This window comes from Streptomyces sp. BR123, from assembly GCF_013401435.1.
GTDB lineage: Bacteria > Actinomycetota > Actinomycetes > Streptomycetales > Streptomycetaceae > Streptomyces.
Genome location: NZ_JACBGN010000403.1, coordinates 1 through 5404 on the forward strand (window position 1 = coordinate 1; position 5404 = coordinate 5404).

Below are 5404 nucleotides of genomic sequence, written 5' to 3' on the forward strand. Positions count from 1 at the left end.
GGGTCGAGGGTCGCGGCCGGGGTGCCCTGCTGGGGCAGCAGCGGCGCGAGGGCCTCGTACACCTGCTGCGCGGATGCGGGCCGGTCCTGCGGGTCCTTGGCCAGCAGGTGCAGCAGGACCGCCTCCAGCTGGTGTGGGATCTCCGGGCGGACGCGGCGCACCGGGGCCGGCGGCTCGTACAGGTGGCGGTGCAGCACGCCGAGCGCGGTGGACCCGGCGAACGGGACGTTGCCGCTGAGGAGTTCGTACAGCAGGACGCCCAGGGCGTACAGGTCGGTGTACGGGCCCACGGCGCCGCCCATCGCCTGCTCGGGCGCCATGTACGCCGGACTGCCGATCGGGGTGCCGGTGCTGGTGAGGCGGGTGGTGTCGGTGTCCATCACCGAGGCGACACCGAGGTCGAGGACCAGGACGGTGCCGTCGGGGCGGACCATGACGTTCCGCGGCTTGAGGTCGCGGTGCACGATCGGCACCGCGTGCACGGCGGACAGCACCCCGCACAGCTGCGCGACCACGGACACGGCCCACTGCCACGGGTAGGGGTCGCGGGCGGCGAGGTGGTCGGCCAGGTTGGCGCCCTCCACGTACCCCATGACGAGGAACAGCTCGTCGCCGTCGCTGCCCGCGTCGTGCACCGTGACCAGGCCCGGGTGGTCCACCTGCGCGGTGACCCGGCACTCGCGCACGAAGCGGCGGCGCAGCTCGTCGGCGACCGAGCCGGGCCCGGCCACCTTGTCCGGGCGCAGCAGCTTGACGGCGACGCGGCGGTCCAGGCGCTGGTCGTACGCCGTCCACACCTGGCCCATGCCGCCCTGGCCGAGCAGCGAGGCCAACCGGTACCGCTCGCCGATGATCCGGTTGTCGTCCGTCACCGGGCCGGGCCCTCACCGTCGGGGCGGGGCGGCGTCGGCGGCGGGGTCTGCTTGCGCAGCAGCTCGCTCAGCTCGTCGAGTTCGGCCCGCACCTGGCCGATGCGCGGCGGCGTCACGGGGCCCGGAGCGGGCGCCTGCGGCTGCGCCTGGGGCGGCTGCGGCATCGGCTGGGCCTGGAGACGGGGCTGCATCGGCTGGGTCTGCGCCTGGGGGTAGCCGTACCCGGGCTGCGACGGCTGGGTCTGCTGCGGCGACACGTACGGGGCGGGCTGCGCCGGGTACCAGGCGGCGGTGCGGGCCGCGGCCAGGCGCTCGTGGTGGCGGATGTCGGCCACGAGGAAGTAGATGCAGGTGACGAAACTGGTGAAGATGAGGCCGAACGCGCCGAGGTCGCTCTGCCAGCCGTCGGTGTTGGGCGTCTTGTCGGCGTCGAAGACCAACACCCAGACCACGGTCAGCGCGAAGTTGGCGCCCAGCAGGACCCAGTCGGTGGTCCGGCGGGTGAGGATCGCCAGCCGCAGCATCGAGGCCCACCCGAGGAAATTGCAGCTCAGGACGGGAAGCAGGGCGAACAGCACGCGCAGTGCCACCACACCCCCGGAACTGGGCTGGGGGCCTTGCTGCGGCGGGAGGCCGGGGCCGTGCATCGCTGCTCCTGACGGACCGTGTCGAGTGGTTCAGGTCTGAGGGTATACAGCGTTTCCGGCCGCCAGTGAGGGGATGACCGCAACCGTTGCAGGGTCGCCGCACAGCGCACCGCCCCGGCACGGCGGCGGCCCGGGCAGGGGCCGCCGCCGCGGGACGTCACGAGCCGAGGATCGTGGTGAGGAACTCGCCCGTCCATGCCAGCAGCTCGCGGCCGACGAGCGGCTTGCCGCCCACCCGCGCGGTCTTGGGCCGCGGGACCAGCACCTGGGAGGCGGCGGCCTTGACGACCGTGCCCGGGTAGAGGCGCCCCAGGCGGAGCTCCTGCGACTCGCGCAGCTCCACCGGCGAGAAGCGGATGTTGTTGCCCTGGAGGGTGATGTCCCCGACCCCGCAGGCCCGGGCGAGCATCCGCAGGCCGGCGACCAGCAGCAGGTTCTCCACCGGCTCCGGCAGCTTGCCGTAGCGGTCGGTGAGTTCCTCGCGGACCGCCTTGATGTCCTCCTCCGAGTCGGCCGACGCGATCGACCGGTACGCCTGCAGGCGCAGCCGCTCGCCTGGCGCGTAGTCGTGCGGGACGTGCGCGTCGACCGGCAGCTCGATCTTGACCTCCAGCGGCGGCTCCTCCGGAGCCCCGTCGGCGCCCGCCTCCAGTGATGCCCGGTAGTCCGCCACCGCCTCGCCGACCATCCGCACGTACAGGTCGAAGCCGACGCCCGCGATGTGGCCGGACTGCTCGCCGCCGAGCAGGTTTCCGGCGCCGCGGATCTCCAGGTCCTTCATCGCCACGTACATGCCCGCGCCCATCTCGGTGTGCTGGGCGATCGTCGCGAGCCGCTCGTGCGCCGTCTCGGTCAGCGGTCGCTCCGGCGGGTACAGGAAGTACGCGTACCCGCGCTCGCGGCCGCGGCCGACACGGCCGCGCAGCTGGTGCAGCTGCGAGAGGCCGAAGGTGTCGCCGCGCTCGACGATCAGGGTGTTGGCGTTGGAGATGTCGATGCCGGACTCGACGATCGTCGTCGACACGAGCACGTCGAACTTCTTCTCCCAGAAGTCCACCACGACCTGCTCCAGGGCCTGTTCGGACATCTGGCCGTGCGCGGTCGCGATCCGCGCCTCGGGCACGATCTCGCGCAGCCGGGCCGCGGCCCGGTCGATCGACTCGACCCGGTTGTGGATGTAGAAGACCTGGCCCTCGCGCAGCAGCTCGCGCCGGAGCGCCGCACCGATCTGCTTCTCCTCGTACGGGCCGACGAAGGTGAGCACCGGGTGCCGCTCCTCCGGCGGAGTGGTGATCGTCGACATCTCGCGGATGCCGGTCACCGCCATCTCCAGGGTGCGCGGAATCGGCGTCGCGGACATCGTCAGCACGTCCACGTTGGCCCGCAGCTTCTTCAGCTGCTCCTTGTGCTCGACGCCGAAGCGCTGCTCCTCGTCGACGATGACCAGGCCCAGGTCCTTGAACTTCGTCTCCTGCGAGAACAGGCGGTGCGTGCCGATGACGACGTCCACCGCGCCGTCCTTCAGGCCCTCCAGGGTGGCCTTGGCCTCGGTGTCGGACTGGAACCGGGACAGCGCCTTCACGTTGACCGGGAACTGGCTGTAGCGCTCGGAGAAGGTCCCGTAGTGCTGCTGCACCAGCAGCGTCGTCGGTACGAGGACGGCCACCTGCTTGCCGTCCTGGACGGCCTTGAACGCCGCCCGCACGGCGATCTCGGTCTTGCCGTAGCCGACGTCGCCGCAGATCAGGCGGTCCATGGGAACGGACTTCTCCATGTCCTCCTTCACCTCGGCGATCGTCGTCAGCTGGTCGGGCGTCTCCGCGTACGGGAAGGCGTCCTCCAGCTCCCGCTGCCACGGGGTGTCCGGGCCGAAGGTGTGGCCGGGGGCCGCCATCCGCGCGCTGTACAGCCTGATCAGGTCGGCGGCGATCTCCTTGACGGCCTTCTTGGCGCGCGCCTTGGTCTTGGTCCAGTCCGCGCCGCCGAGCCGGTGCAGGGTCGGGGCCTCGCCGCCCACGTACTTGGTGACCTGCTCCAGCTGGTCGGTGGGGATGTACAGGCGGTCGCCGGGCTGGCCGCGCTTGGCGGGGGCGTACTCGACCAACAGGTACTCGCGGGTGGCGCCCTGCACCGTGCGCTGCACCATCTCCAGGTAGCGGCCCACGCCGTGCTGCTCGTGGACGATGTAGTCGCCGGCCTCCAGGGTGAGCGGGTCGATCGACTTGCGGCGCCGGGTCGGCATCCGGCCCAGGTCCTTGGTGGCGGTGCGCTGCCCGGTCAGGTCGGTCTCGGTGAGGACGGCCAGGCGCAGCGCCGGGTCGACGAAGCCGGTGGCCAGGGAGCCGCAGGCGACGTGGACGAGGTGCGGCTCCAGGGTGGCGAGGCCGGCCTCCAGGCGGGCCGGGATGCCCTCCCCGCCGAGGACCTCGACGGTGCGGGCGGCCGGGCCGTGGCCCTCGGTGAGGTAGACGGTGCGCCAGCCGTCGGCGAGCCAGGCCTTGGTGTCGGCGAGGGCCCGGGCGGTGTCCCCGCGGTAGGTCTCGGGGGCGTGCATGCCCAGCTTCAGGGTGTCGGCGGCGAACGGCGCGTCGGCGGCGTGCGCCGCCGCGTCGTCGTCGGCGGCGGCGAACGGGGAGACCGACCACCACATCATGCCGATCTCGCGGGCCCGGTCCCGGACGTCGGCGATCCCCCGCAGGGAGGCCGCGCCGACGTCGATGGGGGCCTCGCCGCCGCCGGCGGTCGCCGCCCAGGACGCCATGAGGAACTCCTGGCTGGTGGCCACCAGGTCGGCGGCCCGGGTGCGCACCCGCTCGGGGTCGCACACCACGGCCATGGACCCGGCCGGCAGGACGTCGACGAGCAGTTCCATGTCGTCGACGAGGACGGGGGCGAGGGACTCCATGCCCTCCACCGCGATCCCCTCGGCGATCTTGTTCAGGAGTTCGCCCAACTCGGGGTGGTGCGCGGCCAGGTTCGCGGCGCGCTCGCGCACCTGCGCGGTGAGCAGCAGCTCACGGCAGGGCGGGGCCCACAGGCCGTGCTCGGCGACCTCCAGGGACCGCTGGTCGGCGACCTTGAAGTAGCGGATCTCCTCGACCTCGTCGCCCCAGAACTCGATGCGCAGCGGGTGCTCCTCGGTGGGCGGGAACACGTCGAGGATGCCGCCGCGGACGGCGAACTCGCCGCGCTTCTCGACCAGCTCTACGCGGGCGTACGCGGCCGCGGCCAGCGCCTCGGTGATCTCGCCGAGGTCGACGCTCTCCCCCTGCCGCAGGCTTACGGGAACCAGGTCGGCGAGCCCCTTGACCTGCGGCTGGAGCACGGAGCGGATCGGCGCGACCACGACGGAGACGGGTCCCGCCGCCGGGTCGTCCTTGCTCGGGTGGACCAGTCGGCGCAGCACGGCCAGGCGTCGGCCCACGGTGTCGCTGCGCGGCGAGAGCCGCTCGTGGGGCAGGGTCTCCCAGGACGGGTACTCCGCCACCTCCTCGGGCGGCAGGAACGACCTCAGTGCGGCGGCCAGGTCCTCGGCCTCCCGCCCGGTGGCGGTGACCGCGAGCACGGTCCGGCCGGTACGGGCGGCCAGCGCGGCGATCGCGAAGGGCCGGGCGGCGGGCGGGCCGACGAGGTCCACGTGCATGCGGTTGCCGTCCCCGGCCGCGGTGACCGCCTCGGCGATGGCGGGGTCCCGGGTGACGGCGTCGAGCAGTCCGTGCAGGCTCATGAAGGAGGCTTTCCGTCCGGTGAGGGGGCAACGCGAAGGACCCGACACGCGTGCGGGCCGGGGCTTCCCACCCTACGCCCGCCGCCCCGCCGGGACCTCCCGCAACGACAGGACCCGATCGGCGGCGGACGGCGGCCGGGGGCGGGGCGGTACGGGGA

The 5404-nt window shown here is 73.1% G+C and carries 3 protein-coding genes; all 3 read right to left on the minus strand.

The window, feature by feature from the left end; translation table 11 throughout:
* On the minus strand, positions 1–806 hold an 806-nt coding region (locus HYE82_RS33710; protein WP_256988055.1), incomplete at its 3' end, for a serine/threonine-protein kinase.
* Positions 807–868: 62 nt separating this feature from the next.
* Entirely contained in the window at positions 869–1519 is a 651-nt protein-coding gene (locus HYE82_RS33715; RefSeq protein ID WP_179178026.1) for a hypothetical protein, read from the minus strand.
* Between the two features lie 157 nt (positions 1520–1676).
* Positions 1677–5246, minus strand: coding sequence for a transcription-repair coupling factor (mfd, locus tag HYE82_RS33720; protein WP_179178027.1), 3570 nt, complete (start codon positions 5244–5246; stop codon positions 1677–1679).
* Positions 5247–5404: the final 158 nt, after the last annotated feature.